Origin of the sequence: Streptomyces turgidiscabies Car8 (assembly GCF_000331005.1) — a bacterium.
GTDB lineage: Bacteria > Actinomycetota > Actinomycetes > Streptomycetales > Streptomycetaceae > Streptomyces > Streptomyces turgidiscabies.
Genome location: NZ_AEJB01000209.1, coordinates 1 through 22969 on the forward strand (window position 1 = coordinate 1; position 22969 = coordinate 22969).

Here is a 22969-nt window from a genome sequence, read left to right on the forward strand (position 1 = left end):
GACCTCCTCTCCGGTGTCGAGGTTCCTCAGATGGTGCCGGGCCGCGTTCGGGTTGGTGGCGTGCATGGTGCGATGGATGTGCCAGCGTTGTCCGTTGTGCAGGAAGGTGAGTTCGACGCTCATGGCCTGCGCACCGTCGGCGATGAGCTGCCGAGGTTCCTTGGCGTCCCAGGAGCTTTTGCGGAACAGGGCGTAGACGATGGCGTCGAGCATGCTGCTCTTGCCAGCGCCGGTGTTGCCGACGGTGGCGACCAGGTTCTTGCCGGTGAAGTCGACGGTGACCGGGGTCGGGTAGCTGCGCAGTCCGATGAGGGACAGTGTCAGGGGTTTCATCGCGTTGTCTCCGCACCGGGAGTGTCGATGCCGGGCAGCAGGCCTGAGCGGTCGATGGTGTCGAGGGATTGGCCAGCGATGGCCGCGGTCAGCAGGTTCTCCTCGCAGCACGGGGCGGGATCGTCGGGGTCGGGTTCGGCCTGCAGATGGGCGAGGGCGGCCATGGCACGGTCCAGGGCCAGGCCGGTGGTGCCGCGGCCGGGCAGGTAGTCGCGCAACAGGTCTTCGACATCGGGGAGTTCTCCGGTGGAGGCCTCCCGGTCCAGTACACGGTCGGCTGCCCCGGTGCGGCGTTCGTCGATGTCGACGAGCGTCGCCTGCGGCATCATCTTGGCGAGGGTGTCCGGCAGGAAGGGGTTGGAGACCTCCACGTTCACCACCGCCTTCACCCAGGCGTCTCCGACACGGCTGGCGCGTTGCGTGATCTCTTCCAAGGTGCCTTCCAGCCGGATCAGACGGCGGCCGGCGGTCAGCGGCACGAAGTCGATGCGGGGCTCGATGCCCGGGCCGACCTCGGCCAGCACCACGCCCTTGGTGTCGCCCCTCTCGCCGAAGTCCATCTGCAGCGGGCTGCCCGCGTAATGGGCCGGGAAGCCGGCACGGCCGACAGACTGCTGCTTGTGGATGTGGCCGAGGGCGCCGTAGGCGACCTCGGGCAGGTCAGCGGCGGCGGCTGCGTACTCGGCGGCGAGGGAGATCTTCCGCTCCGAGTGGGAAGGGGTGGCCCCCTCGACGAACAGGTGGGCGGCGAAGATCAGGACGTCCCGTGCGCCGCGGCCCGCGGCCAGGCGGCGGTACACGTCGGCCTGGACGATGCGTATCCGCTCGGTGTAGGCCGCGGTTGTCATGCCGGGGTCGGCGAAGTCGTAGGTGAACCGGTTGGGGTGCAGGTACGGCAGCGCGCCGATGCGCAGTGTCAGCTCCCCGCCTCTGGTGGGGTATTCGGCCACGAGCAGCCCGTCGGGGCGGGCGTCGGTGGCGAAGCGGACCCTGGCCTCGTCCCCTTCGCGGGTTCCCATGTCGCTCAGCATGAACTTCAGGAACGCCAGGACGTAGGTGGTGTCGTGGTTGCCGGCGACGACGACCACGGGCGCGATCTCGCCGAGGCGGCGCAGTACCTGCGCCGCACGGCGCAGGTCGTCCAGGCCCGGTCGGGAGCTGTCGAACAGGTCGCCGCTGTGCACGATCAGGTCGGGGGCGAAATCGGCGGCGATGTCGATGATCTCGTCCAGGACGGCGTCGACTTCGGTATCACGCCGGTAGCGGCCGATCTGGCGGCCCAGGTGCCAGTCGGAGGTGTGGAACACGCGTCCCGTCACGGGGTGCCTCCAGGGGAACGGTCTGCGGGGCGGCGCGGGCTGCGCCGCTGCGGCCGGAGGTTCGGTGGCGCCGACTGTACACCGAATCTCGGGAAGAAATCTGGAAAGCTCTGGAACTCTGGTAACGTCTGGGGCATGAGTGATCCGCTGGACGCCTTGGAGAAGAGCATCAGCACCCTGCGCCGCGCGATTCGCGACGCTTCCGCAGCCGGTGACACCGAGCGCGCCGGTGAGCTGCGGATGCAACTGCGCCGCGCCGAGCGGGCCTGGGACGCCCTCGTCGACGCCGACGAACCGGCCACCACCCCGCCTCACCCCGTACCGGCAGCGGCTCCGGCCGCGCGGGGGTCACAGCTCCCGGCGCGCGAGCACGTCCACCGTGCCCTGATGCTGCTCGGGACCCCGGCCGCCCCCAAACTGATCGTCGGCGTGCACGAGGCGTTCTTCCCGGGCGAGCTGTCCGCGTCCAAGCTCTCCAGCCTGCGCCGGGACGAGGAGCGCTCCTACCTGTCCAGCCCCGGCGCCCGGCCGTACTACCTGTGCCCGGCACTGGCGCACGACCTGCTGACGCCGGTGCGGGCGCTCATCACCATCAGCACCTGGACGCTGGACCAGCGAATGATCGGCCCGCTGTCACCGCGCGTGGACTTCCTCACCGGCGCGATCCGCATCGCCGAGGCCGTGCGCACCTCGGCCGAGTCCACAGTCGGCGGGCCCGGTCCGGAGGCGCTGCGGCTGCTGTGGCGCTTCGCGGTGAACATCCCCGACGCCCTGCCGAGGAGCGTGGCCGGTCACGAGGGCGCGATGGACCCGCAGCAGGTGATCGACGCCGCCGGGGCCGAGCTGGACGTGCATGCCGACGCCGACCGCGCCGCCCGGGCGGAGGCCGCACGGCGGGCACGCAAGTCGCTCAAGGACGACCAGCAGTTGTTCGGCGCGCCCGCGCAGGGCGTGACGTACCTGCGGACGGCCCGGGCCTGACCCCTGACGCTCAGCAGTCCCTTCTCCCCCGCAAGGATCTACGAGACCGTGAATGCACCAGTCGACGAACGCCTCGCCGCGCTTCGCGGATCCGCGAAGCGCCTGGACTACAACGCCCGGTCGCTGGCGGCCCTGCAGAACAACCCGCGCTGCACACTGCGGGCACTGCTCGACGCCTCCGGCTCTGACAAGGCCGCAATCGCCGCGCACGCCGGCCACCCCTCGCCCTTCGGCCAGTCCGTCTTCGCCCTCGCGCGCGGAAACGCCTTCGAGACGATGGTGAAGGACAACGGCTGCGCGGAGCTGGTGCGGGTCCTGCGCGAGACCCTGCAGCTGACGCTGCCGGAGGTGGGGTACGAGGACCTGAACAACGTCGGCGGCGACGGCCGCGCCGCGGTGCGCCACGACCGCACCGCACAGGTGCTGCTGCAGGCTGCCCGGGGTGACGGTGACGGCACCTTGTTCGACCATCCGATGCTGCGCCTGCGGGTCGGCGGGCACGATGCGTTCCTGGAGCCGGACCTGGTGGCGTTCCGTGTCGACGGGCGCTTTCACATCGTGGAGATCAAGAGCTTCCCGATCCTCGACGGGCAGGCCGATCCCACGCAGGTGCGGGCGGCGACCACGCAGGCGTGCGCGTACATCATCGCGCTGCGTGACCTGCTCGCGCGGGCCGGTATCGACGGGCAGGCCGTGTCCGACACGGTCGTGCTGGTCGCGCCGAAGGACTTCACCAACCGGCCGACCGCGGCGTTCGTCGATGCCCGCAAGCAGGTGGCCGCGCTGAGCCGCCAGCTGTCGCGCATCGAGCGCATCGGCGACCTGGTGGACCTGGTGCCCGAGGCCTCACTTTCGATCTCGACCTGGATGAGGAGCAACGGCCCCGGCGCCCGGCCGGGGAACTGGCCGCATCGCTGGATCGGGTCCTGGTGACCTACCGTCCGGACTGCCTGAACCACTGCGAGATGGCGTTCTACTGCCGCAGCCGTGCCCGCGCGGAGGCCTCGCTGGATGTCCTCGGGCCGGTGGTGCGCGAGCAGTTCGGCGGTATCGACACCACGACCATGGTGATGGGGCTGGCCCACGGCGAACTGCAGCCCAGCGAGGCACAGTCCGAGATGGCCGACGCCCTGCGGCACGCAGCACGGCTGCGCGCCGAACTGGACGGTCTCGGAGGTGCGGCGTGAGCATACTGTCGGCGTTGGCGCATGTGCAGGCGATGGAGTCGATGCGGGCGGTGCCGCTGACCGAGTACCGGCACCGGCGTCTGTCAGGCCGGCCGCTGGTGATCGTCCCGCTGGCCATGGCCGGAGAGGCCGGGGCGCCCTTGGCCGCGATGGTCGGCTCCTCCAGGAGGACCGGGACGCTGCTGGTCGTGTCGCAGCCCCGCAACCGGGACCAGCGGTTCGCGTTCGCCGCCGGTCTCGGCCGGATCGTGGTGGACTACATCGATTCCTTCCGTCACAACCGCCGCGGTGAAGACGAGCGTTCCCTGTACACCGACGCGCCGCAGGTCCTGGTGCCCAACCCCGGCGGCGTCAAGGCCCTGGCCGATCTGGGACGCATGTGCCGCTTCCGCTCGACGTCCGGTCCTCACGCGGTGCCGGATGTCGTCCCCGAGTTCGGCATGTGGCTGACGTTCCTGGTCGACAGGGCCGAGCAGGCAGGCACCTCCCTTCTGCTGCCCGTCACGGGGATGCTCACCGAGCACTGGGCGACCGGCCAGAGCACGCTGGAGGACCAGAACCTCGCCTCCCTGATGGCCTGGATCTCTCCCCCAGCGGGCTTGAGCGTCGAGCAGGCCATGGCCGAGGCGGAGAACCCGGACGTGTGCCCGCCAGCGGGCCCGACGACCTCCCCCGAGTTCGACAACCGCGACCTGGCGCCGGCGATCAGACGGTTCGACACAGCCCGCGCCCTCGGTGACCCGCGTGCGCTGGCCACCGCCGAGTCCGACCTGCGGGAGCTGATCGCGGGGCAGATCCAGCCCACCTGGCGCATGGTGTGGGAGGCCATATCGCTTCTGCGGTCCGTACGCGAGGCGCCGCAGACCGCCAGGCGCTTCGAACGCGATTGCGCGGCCTTCACCCGCTACTCCGACGACCGGGACGCCGGGGGCCTTCCGCAGCGCAAGCGGGACACCGCGATCAGCGCGGCCCGGAGGCTGAGCCGGCTGGAACGCGCGCTGGCCGACTTCGAGTCCGAGACGGCGTTCGACGACCGGTTCGTGCGGGCGGACCGGCGCAGCGCCGGGGAGGCGTTCGCCGGGACGGTCGTGGAGACCGAATCCGGCCGGACGGTCACCACGGCAAAGAACAGGCGGGTGCCACGACCGCGGGTCACCGTCCGCACCGAGGATCCCGTGCGGCTGGCCGCCGACACGAGGCTGATCAGCCCGTCCATGCCGGCCGGTCACAAGGCCGTGATCGTCTCCGTCCTTCCCGGCGGGGACGCCACGCTGGTCATGGTGGAGGTCACGGGCGGAATGGGGCGCTCTGTCGTCCCGAAGCCGGGCACGGTGCCGGAGCCCGGCCAGAGCATCGACTACCTGCCCGACCCGGGGTGGCGCCCGGAGCCACGATTCCCGGTGTCCGATCACACCCCGTGGACGCACAGTGCCGGCCCGGACGGGCCGGACACCGAATCCGCCGTACCCGAGGACGCCGCCGCAGAGGAGTGGGGCAATGACGACTGACGACACCACCACGTTCGACGCGTCCGCGGCTGCGGGCGCCGCCACCGCAGCAATCCTGGCCGACCTGGCCAACTCCCCGCACAGGGCCGTCGTCGTCGACTCCCCTCCGGGCGCCGGCAAGAGCACCCTGGTAGTCGACGCCGCCCAGGAACTCACGGCGGGCGACGAACGCCCGATCATCGTCGCCCAGACCAACAACCAGGTCGACGACCTGATCGAGCGGCTCGCCGACAAGCACCCCGACCTTCCCCTCGGCCGTCTGAGCGCGAGCACCTACAGCCCGCCGCAGGCCCTGAGCGAGCTGACGAACATCACGATCGGGCGCACCCTGGCCGATCTGGCCGGCTGCCGGATCGTCGTCGGCACCGCCGCCAAGTGGGCCACCGTCCGCGACGCCACCACGTTCGGCTGGGCAATCCTGGACGAGGCCTACCAGATGCGCTCGGACATGCTGCTGCAGATCGTCGAGCACTTCGACCGCGGTCTGTTCGTCGGCGACCCGGGCCAGCTGGACCCGTTCACAATCGTCGGCACCGAGCGCTGGATCGGGCTGCCGCACGACCCGACGCAGAACGGCGTCAGCGTGATGCTGGAACACAACCCCGGTATCCCCGTGCACCGGCTGCCGGTGTCCTGGCGCCTGCCCGCCTCGGCCGCACCGACCATCGCCCAGGCGTTCTACCCCTTCAACCGCTTCACCGCCGGCACCGAAGAGGCCACCCGCGCCCTGGAGTTCAGCACCACCGGGTTCGCCCGCACCGACCTGGACGAGACCCTCGCCAAGGCGTTCACCACCGGCTGGGCCCTGCACGAACTGCCCCGCAGACACGTACCGCGCACCGACAACGAAACCATCCGGACCGCCGCCGATCTCGCCGCCCGGCTGCTGATCCGCGGAGCAGTCGCCACCTGCGAGCGCCACCCGGACGGACGGCCCCTGGACGCCCGTGACATCGCCATCGGCGTCGCCCACCGCGACCAGGCCGAACTGGTCCGGGCCGCGCTCGCCCGGACCGGGAACCCCGCCGCGCGGGGCGTGGCGGTGGACACTGCGAACCGGTTGCAGGGCCGCGAGTTCGAAGTCGTCATCGTCGTGCACCCGTTGTCCGGCCGCCGGGACGCCACGGCCTTCCATCTGGAGGCCGGGCGGCTGTGTGTCCTCGCCTCCCGTCACCGGCAGGCATGCATCGTCGTCGCCCGCGAAGGAATCACCGACCTCCTCGACAGCCACCCCTCAATGGACCCGGTGCACCTTTCCGTGCGCGCCAAATTCCCAGACGGGTGGGAGGCCAACCAGGTCATGCTGGCCAAACTCGCCCAACACCGCGTCGCCGCATGATGCCCGTGCGACGTCAACGCCCGGGTGCGGGACTTTCCCGCTGAATTCGCAAATTCATTCGTTTTCCCGGGTTTTGTCAGTGCCGGTTTCTAGAGTGACGTCACCTGCCGCGCCCGGGGCAGGACAGACTTTGCATGCGATCGGGGGGTTGTGTGGATTTCGACCAGGTCACAGAGCTCATGCGTCATCCGGCGTGGGTGCTGCTGCGTGCGGACAATGCCGCTTTGGTGCTGTCGTTCTGCGGCACGGTGTTCGTCGACGAAAACGCGCGCGGTGTGCCGGAGACCGTGCTGGAGTCCCGGCTGGACGACCGGCTCTACCTTCTCAACGAGGAAAAGCCCGGCTCGTTTCCCCGGTCCGCCGACGTCTATCTGGCGGAGTGGACGAAGAACGGCTGGCTGCGCAAGTACTACCCGCCCGGGGAGGACGAGGCGCATTTCGACGCGACTGCGGCGCTCGAGAAGGGGGTGGCCTGGGTGCGGGAGCTGCCCGCACGTTCGTTCATCGGAACCGAGTCCCGCCTGAACACCATCGTCGCGCTCCTGCGGCAGATGGCGTTCGGCACGGAGACCGATCCGCAGACACGCATCGACGAACTGCGCCGGGAGCGTGACGCGATCGACGCCCAGATCGCCCGGCTGCTCGCCGGTGAGGTCGACATGCTGTCCCCGCTCGCTCTGCTGGACCGCTACCAGCAGGTGGAGAGCACCGCGGTCGAACTCCTGCGGGACTTCCGCGAAGTGGAGGCGAATCTTCGGGAACTGGACGTACGGCTGCGCCACCAGGTCGCTACCGCCGAGGGCGGGAAGGGAGAGCAGCTGGCCGCGTTCCTGTTGGACCGCGACGAGATCGCCCGGTCCGATCAGGGACAGAGTTTCCAGGCGTTCTTCGACTACCTCCTCTCCCCCCGCCGCCAGCAGGAACTGCGGGAGCTGCTGCAACAGGTCAACCAGCTGCCGCAACTGGACGGCAGGGCCAACCAGAGCCTGCTGAAGGTCCCCTTCGCCTGGTTGGAGGCAGCCGAGAACACCCAGGACACGGTCCGGCAGCTGACCGAGCAGCTGCGCCGCTTCCTGGTCGACCGCAGCCGAGCGGAGGACCGCCGCGTACTGGCGCTGGTGCGCTCCATCCAGCGTCACGTCACCGCCCTGGAAGGCCGAGCCGACCTGCCCGGCATGACGCTGGACGTACCCAAGGCGGATCTGACGCTGCCGATGGAGCGACGGCTGTACATGCCCGTCGAACGCATCGAGCTGGACACCGCCGCGGTGGAGGAGTCCGAGGACGCGGAAGTGGACATCTCCGAGCTTTTCTCCGGCGTCCACGTCGACACCGAGGCGCTGACCGGCCATGTCCTGGAGGCGGTCGCCGCAAGCCCGAGCGGCCAGGCGAACCTGGCCGCCATCGTCGACGACCACCCGCTGGCCCTGGGGCTCGCGGAGCTGCTCGCCTACTTCCAGGTGGAGCACCCCGGCCTGGACATGATCGTGGACCCGGACCGCGCCGACCTCCTGGTCTACCCGCGCGTCCACGTGCCCGGGCACACGCAGGCGAGAGTGCCGCACGTGACGTTCGTACGCGACGAAGGCGGCACCGCCGCCGGAAAGACGGAGCATCAGTGAGCGACCCCCTGACCGTCCCCGTGGTCCACCTGCTGAAAGCGGGCGTGCTTTACCAGGGCGACGCCCCTGCCGTCTGGGAGCAGATCGTCAGCCAGCAGGCGGCGATCGGCGACTACCTCGGCGTGATCGGCCTCGACATCGTCATCGACCGCGCCGAGGGCTACGCCTACGTCCGGCAGCAGGAGCTCGATTCCCGTGACGACGGCGTCCCGGTGCCGCGGCTGGTCACCCGCCACCGGCTCTCGTTCCCCGTCAGCCTGATGCTCGTCCTGCTGCGCGGACGGCTCGCGGACAGCGACGCCGACTCCGCCGACCCGCGCCTGGTACTCACCCGTGACGACCTGGTCGAGATGGTCCGCGGCTTCCTCCCGCCACGCAGCAACGAAGCCCAGCTCGTCGACCAGATCGACGCCCACATCAAGAAGCTCGTCGACCTCAAGGCACTGCGTCAGACGAAACAGACCGGCGCCTACGAGGTCCGCCGCCACATCAAGGCCCTGGTCGACGCCCAGGCCCTCAACGACTTCAACGACCTCCTCGCCACCTACCGCGACGCTGCCTCCACCACGGCCAAGGACGACACATGACCCTCACCACCGACCCGGCAGCGTTCATCCCCCGGCAGGCAACGCCCGCAGAGCCGGCCGGCACGTCCGGCGTCGGCCCCGGTTACCGGCTCGCCCGTCTGGAAGTGCTCAACTGGGGCACCTTTCACCGCACCACCTGCACCTTCACCATCGACGGGCACTGCGCCTTGCTCACCGGGGGCGTGGGATCGGGGAAGTCCACCCTCGTCGACGCGCTCACCACGCTGCTTCTGCCCGCCCACAAGATCGCCTACAACAAGGCGGCGGGCGCCGACGCCAAGGAGCGCGACCTGCGGTCCTACGTCCTCGGCCATCACAAGAACGAGCGCGTCGAGGCATCGGACACCACCCGCCCCGTGGGGCTGCGCGACCACACGTCCTACAGCGTGATCCTGGGCGTCTTCGCCAACTACGTCCTCGGCACCCACCTCACGCTCGCCCAGGTTTTCTACTGGACATCCCCGACCAGCACCGGGCAGCCCGAGCGGTTCTACCTCACCGCCGAGGCACCACTGTCCGTCGACACCGACTTCACCGGCTTCGGCACCGACATCACCGACCTGCGCCGGCAGCTGAAACAGCGCGGGGCCACCATCCACGGCAGCACATACACCCAGTACGGCAAGGCACTGCTGAGAGGTCTGGGCATCCCCAGCCTGCAGGCCCTGGACCTGTTCCACCAGACGGTGTCGATGAAGGCCGTGGGCAGCCTGGACGAGTTCGTCCGCGAGCGGATGCTGGAGCCGTTCGACGCGAAGACGGCCGTCGACAAGATCGTCGCCCACTTCGACGCGCTCACCGCCAGCCACAACGAGGTCGTCCGGGCCCGTCGGATGATCGAGGACCTGACACCGATCGTGACGGCATGCGACCGGTACGACACCGTCCAGGGAGAGATCACCACCCTGGACAAGCGCCGCAGCGCCGTCCCCGCGTTCTTCGCCCAGCACCGCCACCGGCTTCTCACGACACGTCACACCGCGCTGATGTCCGGTGCGGCGGACCTGGAGGAACTGCAGTCCACCCGCGAGGGGCAGCTGGAACAGCTGCGCGGGACGGCCGACGGCCTGCGGCGCCGTATCGACGGCGTCGGCGGGGAGAAGCTCATCTCCCTGACCGGCAGGATCGAAGAGCTCGGCCGCGAACGCGAACGGCGCCGCAAGCGCGCCACCGAGTACGGCACCTGGCTCACGCAGGCCGGCATGGATCCCGTCCCCGACGCCGCCTCCTTCCGTGAGCGGACCGACCAGATCTCCACCGCCCGCTCCCGGGCCGAGGAGCAAGAGCAGCAGGCCCGCGGGAAACTCGACGATCTCGCCGTCGCGCGCCACGGCAACACCCTCGCGACCGAAGCGCTGCGGCGCGAGATCAGCAGCCTGCAGCAGCAGCGCTCCAGCATCCCCGCCGAGTTGCTGGCCCTGCGCCGCGAACTCGCCACCGCCGCGGGTGTCTTGGACGAGGTCCTGCCGTTCGCCGGCGAGCTGATCCAGGTCCGCGACGACGAAGCCGAGTGGGCCGGCGCCGCCGAGGCGTACTGCACGGGTTCGCCCTGTCCCTGCTGGTCCCCCACGCCCACTACGACACCGTCTCGGCCTGGGTCAACGGCCGTCACCTGGGCCTCAGACTGGTCTACTACCAGGTCCCCGCCCACACACCCATCACCACGCTGCCGGACGACCCCGCCCTGCTGAGCGGCAAACTGCAGCTCAAGTCCGACATCTGGGCCCGCGACTGGCTCGCCGCGCGGCTGCGCTCGCGTGCCGACTACCTGTGCGCCGAAGACCTGGAGGCGTTCACTCGCGCCACCAGGCCCGCTGTCACCCGGCAGGGTCTTGTCAAGGGCGGCGGAGGTCGCCACGAGAAGAACGACGCCTACCGCATCGACGACCGGCGCAACTGGGTGCTGGGCTGGAGCAACCAGGCCAAGCTCGACGCCCTCCTCGCCGAGGCCACCCGCCTCACCCGCGAAAGCGCCGACATCACCGCAGCCACCCGGGAACTCGAGAAGCAGCAGCGGGCCCGCGCCGGAACCAGTGCCGCCCTCACCCTGCTGGCCAGCGTCGACACCTATGCGGAACTCGACTGGCGGGGCACCGTCGCGGACATCGAGCAGTTCGAGCAGCAGAAGAGCGTCCTGGAAGCAGAAGCCGGTCTGGACAAGCTCACCGCACAGCTCCGGCGGACCGAGGACGAGATCGTACAGAGCAGCAAGACGTTCACCACGGGGCAGGAGGAGCTGGGCGGTCTGCGCCGAGACGTCCGGCACATCGCCGGCCTGCTGGGCAGGACCACCACGTTCCTCGCGCAGTGCGACCTCGACGGCATGGCGGAGCACGAGGAACCCCTGAGGAAGTTCCTGCCCGCAGCCGGCAGCGACGAGCACAAACTCCTGGAGATGCTGGACGACGCCGAGCGCCGTGCCGAAGCACGTCTGCTGCGCAGCAGCGGCAGCCGCCACGACGCCCTGCGCCACGTCGGCAGCCAGGCGGCGGCGCTGATGACCGCCTTCCGCGGCAGGTACCCGGTCCACACCGCCGAGCTGGACAACACAGTCGAATCCGCCGACGGCTACCGCGCGTTGCACAGCCGGCTCACCGACGAGGACCTGCCCCGGTTCGAGGAGCAGTTCCTCCTGTACCTGCGCACCAATGTCGTCCGCGACATCGCTTCGTTCCAGGCCCGTCTCGGCGCTCAGGAGCAGCAGATCCGCGAACGTATCGATGTGATCAACACGTCGCTGGGCGGCATCGACTACAACCCGGGCCGCTACATCCGGCTCAACGCCGCCCCCACGCCGAACAAGGAGGTCCGCGAGTTCCAGCACGACCTGCGCGCCTGCACCAGCGAAACGCTCTCGAACGACACCGATGACGTGTACACCGAAGAGAAGTTCCTCCAGGTCAAGGCGCTCCTCGACCGCTTCAAGGGCCGCCCGGAGCACACCCGCCTCGACAAGGAGTGGACCTCCCGGGTCACCGACGTGCGGCGCTGGTTCGTCTTCTCCGCCAGCGAGCTCAACCGCGAGGACGGCGCCGAGTACGAGGTCCACTCCGACTCCGGCGGTAAGTCCGGCGGCCAGAAGGAGAAACTCGCTTACACCATCCTCGCGGCTTCCCTCGCCTACCAGTTCCGCATCGACCCCACCGCTCCCAAACCGAAGACCTTCCACTTCGTCACCATCGACGAGGCCTTCGGACGCGGTGACGACCCCTCCGCCCACTTCGCCCTCGACCTGTTCCAGCGCCTGGGCCTGCAACTCCTCGTCGTCACCCCGCTCCAGAAACTCCACGTCATCGAACCCCACGTCACCCGCGTCGGCTACGTCGACCGCCCCGACAAGACCCGCTCCCGCCTGAACAACCTCACCATCGAGGAGTTCCGCGCCCACAAGCAGGCAGCAGCCCAGCAGGCGAACCAGCCCCCGAAGGAGCGCTCGTGACCCCGGCAGAATGGACCCGCCCCGAGCATGTGGTGGAAACCCTGCGCCGCAAGTGGACCAGCGGCCGCTACCTCACCGCCGCCGCGGGCGGACACCCCTTCGAACCCATCGGAGTGCCACTGAAGGGCCCGACCGCAGCCGATGCTCTGCAGCATTACGAGCAGGCACTCACCTGGGCCCAATCCTGGGCCCCCAGCCGACACCCGCATCTGCGCATCCAGACCAAATCCATCGGAGCCGCAACGGCACCCCTCGAACACCGTCCCGGCCGAGCCTGGGTCGACACCCGCGACCGCCTCTGGACACTGCTCCGCGTCACCACCCAGGTCGACCACTTCCACACCCTGCACGAACAGACCACCCACCAGGATCCCGGCATCGCACGGTGGATGGCCGACCACCCCATGAAGGTCCTCGCCCACGCCGCAGACTGGCACCGGCTCGTGCGCACCACGTGCTGGATCCGCGACCACGACACCGAGGCGGTCTACCTGCGCGAGATCGACGTCCCCGGCGTGGACACCAAGTTCATCGAGACCAACAAGGGAATCCTCGCCGAACTCCTCGACTGTGTGCTCCCCGAGAGCCGCGTCGACACCAGCGCACCGAGAAACGATCTCGTCGCGCGGTACGGCTTCCGCACCAAGCCCGTCTACATCCGCCTGCGCTACCTCGGCGCCTCTCCCCTGCCCTTCAGCGAACTCGCCGTCCGCGCCGAGGAACTGGCCGGCTGGTCCCCGGGGGTGCGCACCGTCTTCGTCCTCGAGAACGAGATCACCTACCTCTCACTGCCGCCGGTCCCCGACGCCGTCGCCATCCTCGGCTCCGGATACCCCGCCGCCCTGCTGCGTCATCTGCCCTGGCTCGACGATGTCGACCTCTGTTACTGGGGCGACATCGACACCCATGGCTTCGCCATCCTCGACCAGGTCCGAGGACGTTTCCCGCACACCACGTCACTGCTCATGGACCGCGCCACCCTCCTCGCCCACGAGTCCCATTGGGGCCAAGAGAAGACACAGGCACGCGGCGGCCTGACACACCTCACCCCCGAGGAGGCCCGCCTCGACCAGGACCTGCGAACCGGCACCTACCGACCGCACCTGCGCCTGGAGCAGGAGCGCATCGCCATCACCGCCGTGCGAGAGGCGCTGACACGGCACCGGGAATGACACCCAAGGCCGAGAACACCGGCGGCCGGAGAGGACCAGGACCGTGGTCGAGGGCGAGGCCACGCCCGCGTCCGTCCGGCCGGGTGGTCCGCGGTTCCGTGATAACGCCGGACATGACCGCTCTGGCCGGCGTAACGCCCCCCCCGGGCCCCCGGGCCCGGCTACCGAGGCGGGACACCATCGTCCGTTTGCGGACGGAGACCGATGATGACGAGGCGGCCCGTGCCCTGATCCAGCGTTGGGCCCGGGCCAGGCCTCGCACCTGCACGCCCCAGCCCTCACAAGACCGGCCAGCACCAGCACCGACAGGCGCACCAACCACACTGAGCAAAAAGCGCTGCCCCACTCAGCTCACTGCGCAGCACCAAACAGCCAGTTCAGCCCACGTATCCTCCGGCGCCGGACACTCGACTCCGCATAAACCCCACCCACGGAACAGACCTACCGCTCAATACAACTGAGCAACACCAGGCCACAACCAAGATCAATAAGCAAACGCGTCAGCTACGCCACAATCCACCTCCCCGGCGGTGAATCGCGCGGCCAGCCTGCGCAGCGCGTATCGTCGGGACAGGTGGTGATCGGGCAGCTTGATACCCAATTCTTGAAGAGCCTGCTCAAATGTGTCACGGATGTCCCGGGGGTCCGCATGACGCGGCAGACCAGCGAGCTCGCACAGGGCCGGCGTGTCCATTCCAACTGCGAGTGCCTGGGCAGCGGTCATCGGCAGGTCTTCCGGACACACTTGATCCGCCTGATACAGCCACGCTGCCTCCAGCAGGGGCGGATAAGCGCTGCGGACAGGGCTGTCAGGCTCGGGTGTGTCGTCTATCGCTGCCATGATTCATACGATGCCAGCACGGCTCGCGAGAGTGCCCGGAAATTTCGACTGTCCCGGCAAACCGTCCTGCGGGCTGACCCAACTCGTGCTGCCCCAGTGACACTCCGCGACCGCTCCCCAAGATCTGTGCCAGAACCCACGACTCACCGACAGAGCCAGGCGTAGATGCACCGGTGCGGGCGCACGTAGTACTGGTTCCGGCAGACACGGCCGGCGGTGCCGCGAGCCCCACCACCGCCGTCCGGGGCGGACCGGATGGACAGGCGGAGGGTGATGCAGCACACCGGTGCGCCGGGGAACTCGGCGCCGACCCTCCCCAGGCACTTGCGCGCAGCTGCGGCGGGCCCGGACCTTCTCGGACTGCCACAGCCCGATGCGGGCGCCGGCGGGCCGGCGCAACAGGAACGGGGTGCCCAGCAGCCTCCGGATCACCCCAAACGGCTTCGCGGACTGTGCTTTGCGGCGTGGTGAACGGCCACATGGACCACGAGCCGTGGCTGGAACAGGACCGGATACTCCTTCTGGACCACGAGCCCGAGCCGGCCGGAACGGCCCCGTAGCCGCACAACACCGCCAACCGCACCGACCCCAGGATGTAAATCCCTCAGCCGATACGGAACGGAAGGGACACGTGACACCGTTCCCCCGTGCCCACAGACTGCCCGTCACAACACGATCGACGATCAGTCCGTGGGCACGGGAGGCCCCATGACCACCACACCGTTCACCAACCAAAAGGACACCACGCGACGCCGCGGTTCCCCGTGGGGAGGGCGGCCCGACCAGCTCGCCATCGCGGCTCGGGTACACAAGCCGGCGGTTCACCGCCGGCAGCGGAGCCTTCATCTCGCAACGCCATGTCGGAGACCTGCTCACCCTCACCAGCCAACTGCGCCCGGACACACCGGAACATGACCGTGTCATCGACGCCGGGCAGCAAGCGGCGGCCGCATCGAGAACCGTCGCCCGACGGGATGCCGGGATGCCGGGAATCAGACGCCGTAGGGGTTGTCGATGATGTAGACCCAGTCGCCCTCGCTCGTCCTCCTCATCACCTCGACCGCCTTTCCTTCCGCGGTGCCGCTCTCACCCGTGATCCGCCAGGACGCCTGGACCATCGCCAGGTCGCCGTTCTGATGGACCGACGCGGCCACCACCTCCATGGTGCTGGGCGAGGCGAGGTAGGGCTTCAGCGCTTCCTTGATGCCTTCCCTGCCGTAGACCGGCTCCTGTCCCGATCCCGGTACGAACATGGCGTCTTCGTCGAACAGGGAACCCAGTCCGTCGAGGTCCCGGTCCTTGAGGTACTCGGCGAAGCGCTCGTGCACGACTTCCGGTTTCATATTCTTCCTCTTCTTTTCTTTCGTTGTGGACGGGCGGGTCGGCCACAGGCCGATCCCTGTGAGCCATTGACTGGTGGTGCGCGGCGTCAGCCTCAGAAGCTGCTGGCGCTGTTGTGCGCGTCGATAGTGTCGGCCTGCACGGTGGCGAGGCCCTCGTGCAGGGCGGTGACCGCAGCCGCTCCCGCGTCTCCGGCGGCGTAGAAGGAGCGGGCCGGTGCACCGGCGGCGGCACGGGGTGAGGTGTCAGCGGGTGTGCGGGGCGGGCAGGGTGATGGGCTCGCCCGGGGTGGGCCAGCGCAGCGGGACGCCGGCGGCGTCGAAGACCTGCTGGACGTGGCCGCGGTCTTCGGTGTAGTGCGCCCAGCCCTCGGCGTGCACGGCCACCACGAGGGGGCCGCCGAGCATGCGGCGGGCCTCGACGGCCTGGGTCGCGGTCAGCGACAGTCGTATGTCACCGAGCTCCTCGAAGCCGGCCGCGCCCAGGTGCAGCAGCGCCACGTCGACGCGGTACCGGCCGGCCAGGGCGCTCATCGCGTCCAGGTCGACGGTGTCACCGGAGACGTACACACTCGGTGCCGAGCCGTCATCGGTGTGCAGGAGGAAGCCGGTGACCGGACCGGTGATGTCCTCGGTGCCGACGGGCCCGTGGCGGGCGGGGACCGCGGTGATGTTCAGCGGCATACGGCCCGGCTTCGACAGGGTCCGGGTCTGCCAGGGCTCCAGGCCGACCGCTGCGCCCCCGAGATCGGTGGCGCCAGCAGCGGTGGTGAACACCTCCGAGGCACCGGAGGCCACCGTACGCCCGATGGTGTCGAGGTTGTCCTGATGCCCGGTGTGGCTGACCAGGGCGGCGTCGAGAGCGGGCAGTTCCCCGGGCTTCAGCGCCGGGTCGGCGGTCTTGCGCACCAGGACCGGGCCGTCCTGGTATTCGGTGCCGGCGGCGTCGAAGGTCGGGTCGGTCAGCAGCGTCCAGCCGGCCAGGCGGATCAGGGCGGTAGGGCCGCCGAGCACGGTCACGGTGTTCGCGGCGCGGGTCACGGCATCGTCGGTTACCACAAGTACTCCTTGACGATCAGGGATTGGCTCCCTCACTCTGACCGAGTTACTTTCTCCTGGGAAGTACATACCTTTAGGTGAGGTGAGCACGTGCAGGAAAGCACGCGAGGCAACGTCCGCGATCCCGCCTGCCCCGGCAGGCAGCTGTTCGACCTGGTCACCGCCCGGTGGGCCGCCCTGGTCCTGGTGGATCTCATGGACGGCCCGCAACGCTGGTCCGAGCTGCGCCGGCGGGCCGGCGGCGTCAGCGACAAGATGCTCGCGCAGACCCTGCGCGACCTCGAAGGCGGTGGACTGATCACCCGCACCGTGCACACCAGCCGCCCGCCGACGGTGCAGTACGCCCTGACCGACCTCGCCCTCGGCGTCACCGCCGCACTGCAACACCTGCAGGACTGGGCCGAACAGCACACCGGCGACTACGCCCACCACCGACACACCCACACCACCGACCCGAAGCCCTGAAAAGGCAGGCTCGGTGCACACGCCACCGTGCTTCCGCCGTATGAGCGAACGCCCCGAGCAGCATGAACCGCGTGGGAGCTCAGGATTCGGCTCGCCGTCGCTGACCGTAGATGCGCAACGGCTTCTGACCCTGCTGATCGCGGTCGACGCGGGATCGTCGGTGGTCATCGTGCGGGCCACCGGAGAACCCAGGGACAAGGGTGCAGGTCGAAGCGGCACGACGGTCTTCGGCGTGCCCAGGTGCGGATGCGGCCGCTCTGCGGTCCCGTCAGGCGGACGGGGCCGACGTGCCCGATCCGGCCCGCGTGGCGTCCGCGCGCCAGCCAGCAAGAGCTCATCAGGGCCTCCGCGGACGGTGATCCCGGCTGCGCGTGATGCGTGATCAGGGCCTGGTCGTTGCCGTCGGGCAGGCTGAATGTCTCGAAGGACAGGGTGAGGTCGCCGACGAGGGGATGCCAACCGAGAACTCAGTTGTCGAACGGCGGTACGTCGCCCGGTGTGAGGTCTTCCCGAAGCCGCAGGAAGCGAAGCGCACTGGGTGACGGTAACGGCCCTCGTCGACAGCGGTATCGGCCTGGAAGCTCGGCCACCAGGTCGAGGCGCACCGGGTGGTACTCCAGCTCGCCACGGGTGCCCCAGCCCACACTGAAGCGGCGCCCCTGCCAGGGGTGATCGGCGTCAGCCTGATGCAGCCGCAGTGCGAGGGTGCGGCGTACTGCGGTGGAAAGGAGCGTGGTGCTTGCGATCAGCCGCAGGTGCCCGAGCGCGTCCTAGGCCGTGTTTTGGAAGTGACCCCGCAGTTCCTCTTCGGGCCGCGATGATCTCGGGGTGGGGCGTGGGGATCTTTCGGATGAGCAGTGGTCGGTGCTGGAGCCGTTGTTGCCGGTCGGGGGACTGGGGCGTCCGGTTCGCAACCGGCGTCTGTTGATCGACGGGGTGCGGTGGCGTGTGCGGACCGGTGTGCCGTGGCGGGATCTGCCGGTCGAGTACGGGCACTGGCAGACGGTCTACGGGCTGTTCAGGCGTTGGCAGCGTGAGGGTGTGTGGGCTGGGATCTTGACTGCTCTGCAGGCCCGGGCCGATGCTGCGGGTCTGATCGTGTGGGAGGTGAACGTCGATTCCACGGTCTGCCGGGCCCATCAGCATGCTGCCGGTGCCCGCCGGGACACGGCCGGGCAGAAGGAACCTGCGGGCGGGACGCGGACCGAGCCGGACGATCACGGGCTGGGCCGCTCGCGCGGCGGATTCTCCACGAAGATCCATCTGGCCTGTGAGCAGGGGCAGAAGCCGCTGGCGCTGCTGGTCACGGCGGGCCAGCGGGGTGACAGCCCGCAGTTCGAGCGGGTCCTCGAAGCGATCCGGGTGCCCCGCACCGCCGGCGGACGCCCGCGGGTGCGTCCATTGCGGGTACGGGGCGACAAGGCGTATTCCTCGCGAGCCAACCGCGCCTACCTGCGCCGACGCGGGATCAGGTGCACGATCCCCGAGCCGGCCGACCAGATCCGCAACCGCAGGCGCCGAGGCGGCACGGGAGGGCGTCCGCCCGCTTTCGACCGCCAGGACTACAAGGCCCGCCACGCGGTCGAGTGCGGGATCAGCCGCCTCAAACAGCACCGGGCCGTGGCCACCCGATACGACAAGCTCGCCGTCCGCTTCGAGGCGACGGTTCAGATCGCGGCGGTCCAGCAGTGGCTGTGACCTGCCGCCGGCCCATCCGGCCGTGCCATGCTGGCGCCCGAACCGACAGCGCACCATGGGGAGAGTCCAGTGGCCGCCAAGTACTACTGCGCAGACAGCGAAAACGGCGACCACATCGACGACCCGTCCGAGGATGCCCTGTTCGAATTGATCAGCGAACTCAACGACAAGGACAACACGTTCGTCGTCGTCCAGCCCGACCAGGACGACCCAGCCTGGTTTGTGTCCGTCGCTGTCGCTGACGAAGGCGGCTACGAGATCGTCCGACGCGACACCACCCGCCGTGAACACAAGGTCGACACCGATACCAGCATCGACCGGATCGCAGGCGACCTCATCGTCTGGCTGGCCGCCCGCAACTTCCCCGGACGCCCAACCCACCAGACCAGCACCTTCTAAAACACGGCCTAGCGGCCCAGAAGCAGCGTGGCCGGCGAGGCCAGGGCGCCGGTGACGCCGCCGATCAGCCCTTCGGCCGTGGTGTGGGAGCACTGGTGAAGTGTCAGTATTCGAGAGTTGCAGTATTCGCCTGCGCAGTGGGCAACCCTGGCGGGCTCTGATCCTGGCCACCATGACAGGCCGCCACCCGAGCCGAAGGACGCGGGACTTGCGGGGCGGGGTATGGAAACCGCCGACTGCTGATGTCGGCTCGGCGGGACTCAGGTGGACTCGCGGTATGTCGCATCGCCGTACGGTGGCTTCCCGCTTCTCTCGGCGGGCGATATGTCCAGTACGGCGAGTTCCTGGCCGACGAGGCTGACGTTCCCGTCGCGTTCGTTGAGGCGGCCTTGGACGGCAATGACACTGTCCGGCGTCAACGCGTGCTGGACCAGCGGGTAGGTGGCGGGGAGGTACAGGATCTCCATCTCGCCGTCGCGGTCTGCGAGGCAGACGACTGCCCAGGTCCTGCCGTCTTTGGTCGTCTTGCGTTGGACGTGGGTGACGAGGCCGGCGAGTGTGACGACGCCTTCGGTGCGGCCGGACGCGGTGAGTTCGGTGATGGTGGTGGACCGGTGGCGGGACAGGATGTGCTCGGTGTCGTCCAGGGGGTGCGCGGAGACGTACATGCCGAGCATGTCCCGCTCGGCGGCCAGGAGTTGCTTGCGCGGCCATTCTTCGTCGTCGATGGGGAAGTCGAGGCCGAACAACGGCTGGTCGTCGGTGCCGCCGAGGCCGCCGAAGAGGCCGTCCTGTCCGATCGCGGCCTGCTTCTTGACCGGGATGACCGCGTCGATGGCGTCTTCGTGGACAGCGGACAGCCCCTTGCGGGTGTGGTGCAGCGAGTCGAACGCCCCGCCCTTGATCAGCGATTCCACGGCCCGCTTGTTCAGGGCCGCGAGGTCGGCCTTGTCGAGGAAGTCGGGGAAGGATGTGTACGTGCCCTTCGACGTGCGGGTGGCGACCAGGGATTCGATGACCTTCTCGCCGACGTTGCGGACCGAACGCAGCCCGAACCGGACGTGTTCGCCGACGGCGGTGAAGTTCGCGACGGATGCGTTGATGTCGGGGGGCAGGACCCGCACGCCGAGCGTGCGGGCGTCGGCGAGGTGGATCGCGGCCCTGTCCTTGTGGTCGCCGACCGAGGTGAGCAGGGCGGCCATGTACTCGGCGGGGAAGTTCGCCTTGAGGCAGGCCGTCCAGTACGACACCAGGCCGTAGCCCACGGAGTGGGACTTGTTGAACGCGTACCCGGCGAAGGGCAGCATCACCTCCCACAGGGCCTTGACCGACTCCTGCGAGTACCCGTTGTCCCGCATCCCGCCGTGGAACTTCTCCCATTCCGCGGCCAGCACCTCGGGCTTCTTCTTGCCCATGGCGCGGCGCAGCAGGTCGGCGCCGCCCAGGGTGTACCCGGCGAGCCGGCGGCCGATCGCCATGAACTGCTCCTGGTAGACGAGCAGGTGGTAGGTGTTCCCGAGAATCGGCTCCAGGGCGTCTTCCAGCTCGGGGTTGATCGGGGTGATCTCCTGGCGGCCGGTCTTCCTGTGCGCATAGTCGGTATGCGCGTGGGCGGCCACCGGGCCCGGCCGGTACAGGGCCAGGGCGGCGCCGATGTCGTCGAAGCGGGAAGGCTCCATCAGCTTCAGCAGGGCGCGCACACCGGCGCCGTCGAGCTGGAACACACCGACGGTGTCGCCCTTAGCCAGCAACTGGAAGGTGGTGGCGTCGTTAAGGGGGATGGGGGTGGCACCGTCGGCGGGGACGGTGTCGGTGGTGAGGTGGATACGGCGGTTCTCGCGGATGTTGTGGATCGCGTGGTCGATGACGCCGAGATTGCGCAGTCCCAGGAAGTCCATCTTGACCAGCCCCAGGTCCTCGCAGCTGGGGTAGTCGAATCCGGTGATCTTCGTGCCGTCCCTGGGGCGCATGTGGAGGGGGATACGGTCGCTCAGGCGGGTCTTGGACAGAATGACCGCAGAGGGGTGGACCCCGGTGTTACGGATCAGCCCCTCGACGCCCATCGCTCCGTCGAGGACCCGGCGCACATCGGGGTCGTTCTCGTACAGGGCACGGATCTCGCCGGCCTCCCCGTAGCGGGGGTGGTTCTTGTCGAAGATCCCGGGCAGCGGGATCGACTCGCCCCTGGGGTCCTGCGGGAGGGCCTTCGTGATGCGCTCACCGTGCGAGAACGGGTAGCCCAGCAGACGCGAGGTGTCCTTGGCGGCGTGCTTCGCCTTGAGCCGGCCGAAGGTGTTGACCATCGCCGTGTACTGGTAGCCGTACTTCTGAACCACGTACCGCACCATGCGCTCGCGGTGACGGTCGTCGAAGTCGAGGTCCACATCCGGCGGGTCGATTCGCTCGGGGTTCAGGAACCGTTCGAAGAGCAGCCCGTGCTCCAGCGGGCACAGCTCGGTGATGCGCATCGCGTACGCCACGATCGACCCCGGCGCCGAACCACGGCCCGGCCCGACGGGGATCTTCTGGGCGCGGGCGTACCGGCAGATATCCGCCACGATGAGGAAGTACGAGGAGAACCCCGTCGGGCCGATGACGTTCATCTCGGTCTCGAAGCGCTCCATCACCTCGCCGGGGACCGGGGAGCCGTAGCGCATGGCCAGCCCCTTCAGGCACTCCTGTCGCAGCCACGACTCCTGGGTCTGCCCTTCGGGGGCGCCGGGGTACTGCGGCATCTCGTCTCCCGGGGCGAAGACCTCCTCGTAGGACTCGATGCGCTCCGCGATCAGCAGGGTGTTGTCGCACGCCTCAGGGAGTTCGGCGAACAACTCCCGCATCTGGGCGGCGGTCTTGAGGTAGTAGCCGGTGCCGTTGAACCTGAACCGGTTCGGATCGTCCTTGTTCTTGGCGACTCCGACGCACAGCAGGTTGTCGTGGGCGTCCGCGTGCTCTTCGAGGACGTAGTGGGCATCGTTCGTCGCCAGCGGCGGGATGCCCAGGGCCTTCGCCAGACGCAGCAGGTCGGTGCGGACGTCGCGCTCCAGGGCCAGGCCGTGGTCCATCAGCTCCAGGAAGTAGTTCTCCCTGCCGAGGATGTCCTGGTAGCAGGCCGCGACGTGTCGTGCCTCGTCGTACTGGCCCAGGCGCAACCGGGTCTGGACCGCACCGGAGGGGCACCCGGTCGTCCCGATGATGCCCTCGGCATGCTCCGAGATCAGCTCCATGTCCATGCGGGGCTTGCCGGCCGGGAACTGCCCCGTGCAGCTGGCCTCGCTCGACAGGTGGAACAGGTTGCGCAGGCCCTGGGCGTTGCGGGCCCACAATGTCATGTGGGTGAAGCGGCCTGTGCCTGGCACATCGTTGGATCCGTTGCCGTCGTCCGACATGGCACGCTGCCCGCCGGGCCTCCAGAACTCCTGCGTGCGGTTGCGGCGCCCGGACGGGGCGACGTACGCCTCGATGCCGATGATCGGCTTGACGCCGTCGAAGCCCTTGGCGACCTGCTGAAACTCGTACGCACCGAACATGTTGCCGTGGTCGCTCATCGCGATGGCGGGCATGTGCTGCCGGGCGGCCTCGGCGAACATCGGCTGCAGCCGCTGGGCACCGTCGAGCATCGAGTACTCGGTGTGATTGTGCAGGTGGACGAAGGAATCGGTCACCGGGAAGGCCCCTCCGAG

Annotated in this window: 19 protein-coding genes and 1 pseudogene; 13 read left to right on the forward strand and 7 right to left on the reverse strand. The window is 69.0% G+C overall.

What is annotated here, in order from left to right; translation table 11 throughout:
- Positions 1-333: AAA family ATPase (locus STRTUCAR8_RS13775; RefSeq protein WP_006374540.1), on the reverse strand; the 333-nt coding region annotated here is incomplete at its 3' end.
- Positions 330-1652: a metallophosphoesterase family protein gene (locus STRTUCAR8_RS13780; protein WP_006374596.1), complete on the reverse strand. Its 1323-nt coding sequence runs from the start codon at positions 1650-1652 to the stop codon at positions 330-332. The genes STRTUCAR8_RS13780 and STRTUCAR8_RS13775, both read right to left, overlap by 4 nt.
- Positions 1653-1787: 135 nt before the next feature.
- On the opposite strand from STRTUCAR8_RS13780, the gene STRTUCAR8_RS13785 reads away from it, so the two are divergent.
- The 10 genes from STRTUCAR8_RS13785 (at position 1788) to STRTUCAR8_RS13820 (ending at position 13487) form a co-directional block, all read left to right on the forward strand.
- Positions 1788-2633: a hypothetical protein gene (locus STRTUCAR8_RS13785; RefSeq protein ID WP_006374566.1), complete on the forward strand. Its 846-nt coding sequence runs from the start codon at positions 1788-1790 to the stop codon at positions 2631-2633.
- A 48-nt stretch (positions 2634-2681) separates the two neighbouring features.
- On the forward strand, positions 2682-3566 hold the full coding sequence (locus STRTUCAR8_RS13790) for a hypothetical protein (protein WP_006376370.1): 885 nt from the start codon (positions 2682-2684) through the stop codon (positions 3564-3566).
- Positions 3563-3820, forward strand: coding sequence for a hypothetical protein (locus STRTUCAR8_RS54120; RefSeq protein ID WP_006376372.1), 258 nt, complete (start codon positions 3563-3565; stop codon positions 3818-3820). The genes STRTUCAR8_RS13790 and STRTUCAR8_RS54120 overlap by 4 nt, the downstream gene beginning before the upstream one ends.
- Positions 3817-5328 (forward strand): hypothetical protein, encoded by a 1512-nt coding sequence (locus STRTUCAR8_RS13795; RefSeq protein ID WP_006374568.1) that lies wholly within the window; start codon positions 3817-3819, stop codon positions 5326-5328. The genes STRTUCAR8_RS54120 and STRTUCAR8_RS13795 overlap by 4 nt, the downstream gene beginning before the upstream one ends.
- Complete coding sequence (locus STRTUCAR8_RS13800; protein ID WP_006374542.1) at positions 5318-6667, forward strand: AAA domain-containing protein; 1350 nt, start codon at positions 5318-5320, stop codon at positions 6665-6667. Before STRTUCAR8_RS13795 ends, STRTUCAR8_RS13800 begins: the two co-directional genes overlap by 11 nt.
- A gap of 179 nt (positions 6668-6846) precedes the next feature.
- Complete coding sequence (locus STRTUCAR8_RS13805; RefSeq protein ID WP_234372766.1) at positions 6847-8289, forward strand: DUF3375 domain-containing protein; 1443 nt, start codon at positions 6847-6849, stop codon at positions 8287-8289.
- Positions 8286-8876, forward strand: coding sequence for a DUF4194 domain-containing protein (locus tag STRTUCAR8_RS13810; RefSeq protein WP_006376354.1), 591 nt, complete (start codon positions 8286-8288; stop codon positions 8874-8876). Before STRTUCAR8_RS13805 ends, STRTUCAR8_RS13810 begins: the two co-directional genes overlap by 4 nt.
- On the forward strand, positions 8873-10567 hold the full coding sequence (locus tag STRTUCAR8_RS54125) for an ATP-binding protein (RefSeq protein ID WP_006374556.1): 1695 nt from the start codon (positions 8873-8875) through the stop codon (positions 10565-10567). Before STRTUCAR8_RS13810 ends, STRTUCAR8_RS54125 begins: the two co-directional genes overlap by 4 nt.
- A gap of 806 nt (positions 10568-11373) precedes the next feature.
- Positions 11374-12315, forward strand: coding sequence for an SbcC/MukB-like Walker B domain-containing protein (locus STRTUCAR8_RS54130; protein WP_234372768.1), 942 nt, complete (start codon positions 11374-11376; stop codon positions 12313-12315).
- Positions 12312-13487 (forward strand): Wadjet anti-phage system protein JetD domain-containing protein, encoded by a 1176-nt coding sequence (locus STRTUCAR8_RS13820; RefSeq protein WP_006376377.1) that lies wholly within the window; start codon positions 12312-12314, stop codon positions 13485-13487. The genes STRTUCAR8_RS54130 and STRTUCAR8_RS13820 overlap by 4 nt, the downstream gene beginning before the upstream one ends.
- A gap of 484 nt (positions 13488-13971) precedes the next feature.
- Here STRTUCAR8_RS13820 and STRTUCAR8_RS52490 read toward each other — a convergent pair whose 3' ends face one another.
- The 3 genes from STRTUCAR8_RS52490 to STRTUCAR8_RS13830 form a co-directional block, all read right to left on the reverse strand.
- A complete protein-coding gene (locus STRTUCAR8_RS52490) occupies positions 13972-14328 on the reverse strand; it encodes a hypothetical protein (protein ID WP_143666387.1) in 357 nt (118 codons plus the stop codon).
- 992 nt (positions 14329-15320) lie between these two features.
- On the reverse strand, positions 15321-15671 hold the full coding sequence (locus STRTUCAR8_RS13825) for a YybH family protein (RefSeq protein ID WP_006374543.1): 351 nt from the start codon (positions 15669-15671) through the stop codon (positions 15321-15323).
- 243 nt (positions 15672-15914) lie between these two features.
- Positions 15915-16727: an MBL fold metallo-hydrolase gene (locus tag STRTUCAR8_RS13830; RefSeq protein WP_006374553.1), complete on the reverse strand. Its 813-nt coding sequence runs from the start codon at positions 16725-16727 to the stop codon at positions 15915-15917.
- Between the two features lie 90 nt (positions 16728-16817).
- Here STRTUCAR8_RS13830 and STRTUCAR8_RS13835 point away from each other — a divergent pair, with 90 nt between their 5' ends.
- Positions 16818-17192 (forward strand): winged helix-turn-helix transcriptional regulator, encoded by a 375-nt coding sequence (locus STRTUCAR8_RS13835; protein WP_006374544.1) that lies wholly within the window; start codon positions 16818-16820, stop codon positions 17190-17192.
- Between the two features lie 268 nt (positions 17193-17460).
- On the opposite strand, the pseudogene STRTUCAR8_RS53320 reads toward STRTUCAR8_RS13835, so the two are convergent.
- Positions 17461-17647, reverse strand: a pseudogene (locus STRTUCAR8_RS53320) (MmyB family transcriptional regulator); the annotation flags it as partial.
- A gap of 373 nt (positions 17648-18020) precedes the next feature.
- Between STRTUCAR8_RS53320 and STRTUCAR8_RS13840 the strand changes: the two are divergent.
- Complete coding sequence (locus STRTUCAR8_RS13840; RefSeq protein ID WP_006374571.1) at positions 18021-18890, forward strand: IS5 family transposase; 870 nt, start codon at positions 18021-18023, stop codon at positions 18888-18890.
- A 27-nt stretch (positions 18891-18917) separates the two neighbouring features.
- A complete protein-coding gene (locus STRTUCAR8_RS13845; protein WP_078507127.1) occupies positions 18918-19289 on the forward strand; it encodes a hypothetical protein in 372 nt (123 codons plus the stop codon).
- Between the two features lie 260 nt (positions 19290-19549).
- Here STRTUCAR8_RS13845 and dnaE read toward each other — a convergent pair whose 3' ends face one another.
- The gene (gene dnaE, locus STRTUCAR8_RS13850) at positions 19550-22951 is read right to left on the reverse strand and encodes a DNA polymerase III subunit alpha (RefSeq protein ID WP_078507191.1); all 3402 of its coding nucleotides are present in this window, start codon (positions 22949-22951) and stop codon (positions 19550-19552) included.
- Positions 22952-22969: the final 18 nt, after the last annotated feature.

Coding starts and splice junctions, on each gene's coding strand:
- STRTUCAR8_RS13785 (WP_006374566.1), top strand. CDS start 1,788: ATGAGTGATCCGCTGGACGCCTTGGAGAAGAGCATCAGCACCCTGCGC.
- STRTUCAR8_RS13800 (WP_006374542.1), top strand. CDS start 5,318: ATGACGACTGACGACACCACCACGTTCGACGCGTCCGCGGCTGCGGGC.
- STRTUCAR8_RS13805 (WP_234372766.1), top strand. CDS start 6,847: ATGCGTCATCCGGCGTGGGTGCTGCTGCGTGCGGACAATGCCGCTTTG.
- STRTUCAR8_RS54125 (WP_006374556.1), top strand. CDS start 8,873: ATGACCCTCACCACCGACCCGGCAGCGTTCATCCCCCGGCAGGCAACG.
- STRTUCAR8_RS54130 (WP_234372768.1), top strand. CDS start 11,374: ATGACCGCCTTCCGCGGCAGGTACCCGGTCCACACCGCCGAGCTGGAC.
- STRTUCAR8_RS52490 (WP_143666387.1), bottom strand. CDS start 14,328: ATGGCAGCGATAGACGACACACCCGAGCCTGACAGCCCTGTCCGCAGC.
- STRTUCAR8_RS13825 (WP_006374543.1), bottom strand. CDS start 15,671: ATGAAACCGGAAGTCGTGCACGAGCGCTTCGCCGAGTACCTCAAGGAC.
- STRTUCAR8_RS13845 (WP_078507127.1), top strand. CDS start 18,918: ATGCTGGCGCCCGAACCGACAGCGCACCATGGGGAGAGTCCAGTGGCC.